This is a genomic window from Methanospirillum stamsii (genome assembly GCF_003173335.1).
GTDB lineage: Archaea > Halobacteriota > Methanomicrobia > Methanomicrobiales > Methanospirillaceae > Methanospirillum > Methanospirillum stamsii.
The window spans coordinates 1-1,266 of the sequence record NZ_QGMZ01000033.1; the positions used below are offsets into that span (position 1 = coordinate 1).

The window sequence follows — 1,266 nt, forward strand, 5'->3', positions numbered from 1 at the left end:
ATACGATTCATCTCTTGCTGCTTTGAGAAGACCTTCAAAATGTTCTTTTTGCCTGGAGACCTGATGTCTACCTTCAATGAGTCGATGTTCACAAATCTGAATACCATCTGACTCAACAATTACCCGTTCTCCAAAAATTTCTACAGTAACATTTTGGCGGGCATATTTCCAAGGAACTGAGTACCGGTTACCAAAGATAGAGATAAAACAGTCCTTTGAGACTTGTCGCTCTTCTCTTCGCTTAACGATATATGGAGGGATTGATTGTATTTGGGTGAGATTTTCATCCTGAAACCGGACTAAAGGGATCTCAAATGTTGTTCCATGTTCTTGATTGTTAACTTTCTCCATCCAGCGTTTTGCCTGGGTGTTGAGGTCTTCAATAGACGAAAATGCTCGGCCATAAAGAAAATTACTTTTTATAAACCCGATGGTCCTTTCGATTTTCCCTTTGGTTTTGGCACGATACGGTCGGCAGAGGTATGCCGTAAACCCGTAATGATTTCTGAAATCAGCAAATACGGGTTGAAATTCTGAATTCGTAGAAATTGGATTCCTCTTGAGTACGACGGTTTTAAGATTGTCATACAGGATTTCCTGGGTGACCCCTCCAAAATACTCAAAAGCATGTTGGTGACAGAGAAGGAATGTAAAGAGATCGGTAGATCGTGTAAATTCAAGGTATCTCATTCGGGAATAACCAAGAACCATCGAAAAACAATTTACTTTTTTCCGCTCTCCATTGGGCAGATCATAATAGCAATCAGCCCAGTCAACCTGGGCCTGAACTCCTGGTTTTGTTTCGTATCTTATTTCGGGAAGATTCTGTCGTTTAGGACGGATTGTTCTGAGATAATCTTTCAATATGGTGTATCCGCCAGTATATCCTTTCTCAATCAGTTCTTCAAAAAGTCGGACCGAACTCAATTCGGGATACGACTCAATACGACTTTGTAGATAGTCCTTGAAAGAATCAAGTTTACTTGCTTTGGATTTTTTGAAAATACCGGGATGTGAACGCGGAAAACTGAGGTACTTGCGAATGGTTTTCCGGTCTTTACCTGTCTGTCGTGAGAGGGAACTGATGTTCACCTTTCCAAGTTTTATTTCCTGTTCTTGTGCTATATCGTGGAGCATTAGGTTTTCCTCCTCGGTTAACATGAACGACACCCGGGTGACTGAACCTTGGTGCCGCACTGGGGAATTTATTCCGCCCTAACTGGGGAATTTGATCCCGCCGAGATTGGGGAACACTAAGACGACATT

Annotated in this window: 1 protein-coding gene; it reads right to left on the reverse strand. The window is 41.9% G+C overall.

Annotation, left to right across the window (positions count from 1 at the left end):
• Positions 1-1,161: IS21 family transposase (gene istA, locus DLD82_RS13810; RefSeq protein ID WP_109941716.1), on the reverse strand; the 1,161-nt coding region annotated here is incomplete at its 3' end.
• Positions 1,162-1,266: the final 105 nt, after the last annotated feature.